Source organism: Sulfolobus sp. B1, from assembly GCF_007050195.1.
Taxonomy (GTDB): domain Archaea; phylum Thermoproteota; class Thermoprotei_A; order Sulfolobales; family Sulfolobaceae; genus Saccharolobus.
The window spans coordinates 1-1,695 of record NZ_QIMI01000221.1 but is presented as its reverse complement, the minus strand read 5'-3'; the positions used below and the strand labels follow the sequence as shown (position 1 = coordinate 1,695).

Sequence of the window (1,695 nt, the reverse complement as noted above, 5' to 3'; positions counted from 1 at the left end):
TCTATAGGTGATATTGAAAATTTGGAGGTTATAATTAATGATTATGGAAATGATTAAATCAGTGATAGCTTCAAAGCCAATTTGGCTTTGGGGTCTAACGTTTAGCCTGCTTTGGTTAATCCTAGCAGTTTTTGTGTTTTCTCAAAGTGTGCCTAAGACATACGCTCTATACTTCTCAAGTATAGTCGTAAGTGCATTGATTGTTTGGGTTTTTACAAATATTATTTCTAATATTAGTACTAACCTAATAATGTCCTCAACCTCCCTTTATTACGCATTCAAATTCACTAAACTGACACCCCAGAGGTATTTATTATACTACATTATATCCATCAGTATAGTTACTATCCTAATGAGCTCAATAGTACTTATCTTCTCAATAGTATTTTTTACAATTCAGTTTAAAACTCTTCTCCTACCACCAAATGTCCTAGGATTTCTCGGGGTGATAATTTTATCATCAATTTTCGTAATAACATTCTCGATATTCTTAGCTTTATTATTACCACCTAAATATATCCAGCTCTCTTCTCTTCTTCCTCAAGTACTCTATTTCATCTTAGTATTAGGACAAATTTTCATAGGGTATCCATATTTGTTTACCTATACTTCTCCTTTTAATGATATGCAACTTCTACTCTTTCAACAGTACAGTGGATATCCCCCTCCATTAAGTTTTATCAACCCTTATAGTAGTACACTTAACACTAATTTCCTCCTCACGTCTATTGTAAGTTGGGACTCAGGATTATATATAATAGATGTAAGCCTATTAAGAAGAGTAAAGGTAAGAAGCATAGATGAGATGAGGCAGTTTTAAATCGTATTATATTTCATGTTTACAAAATAATTGGATTTTGTATTTTAAGTGTGAATCTGATCGCCATGGTAAGCAGTTTCAGTGTGACTATTAAGTTTATACAACTCCATACTAATATTTTTTACATAATGCCAGATGTATCCCGAAAGGCTAGCATAGCCCAAGATGTTTCCCCACTGTGGGTTGGGGTTATCCCGTTAATGGGGCGGAAGAGGGCGAAGAATTCGCTTGACTCCCGTGATGCCCAATGGTTGATATATATGAGATCCGATGAAACCAAAACCCCTAGAATCAACAATCATGAGTTATAATACTGTTATAAAGCTAATTTCTTTATTTCTCACTTCCGTTACAAGATGAGGAAAGTCTCGCCCTTCAAGGCGAGGAGTAAGTCAGTCTAAGATACGTTTTCAATCGAAAACAGTTTTTTTAGCAATTTTTGCCATAGCTTTTCTCAAGATTTGCATTATTGCTGATTTGGATACTCCTAGCTCTTCAGCTAATTCCTCTAACCCAACTCTTTTGGGTGTATCGAAAAATCCCTTATTTACAGCTAATTTCAAAATTTCCATTTCTTTATGTGTTAATTCGTTTTGAATTGATAGGATAGGATCATAGGTATTTTCAACTACTTTAAACTCATAAGTTAACTCTCTTATCTTGGGTAAAACTTTCATAAAGGAGGAAGATTCAGCGACGATATTCCACTTTTCAATTCCACTCATGATGCTCTCCTTCATCTCATAAACTAGGCAATCCTTAAATAACATTCCCGCTATTCTTCCATCAATCCTCTCTACTGAAGCATATACAGCCTTTATCCCATTTTTATTCTTATATTCATTCACTAGATCAAATCTCAATATCATTTTATT

2 protein-coding genes are annotated in these 1,695 nt (G+C 34.0%); one reads left to right on the top strand and one right to left on the bottom strand.

Features of this window, described 5'->3' with window-relative positions; genetic code table 11:
• Positions 1-37: 37 nt before the first annotated feature.
• Complete coding sequence (locus DMP16_RS09635) at positions 38-820, top strand: hypothetical protein (protein WP_069283173.1); 783 nt, start codon at positions 38-40, stop codon at positions 818-820.
• A 410-nt stretch (positions 821-1,230) separates the two neighbouring features.
• Here the strand turns inward: DMP16_RS09635 and DMP16_RS09630 are convergent.
• On the bottom strand, positions 1,231-1,695 hold a 465-nt coding region (locus DMP16_RS09630), incomplete at its 5' end, for a helix-turn-helix domain-containing protein (protein WP_143577169.1).

Bases quoted from the DNA above. Each gene is read 5' to 3' on its own strand.
- DMP16_RS09635 (WP_069283173.1), top strand. From the start codon at position 38: ATGATTATGGAAATGATTAAATCAGTGATAGCTTCAAAGCCAATTTGG.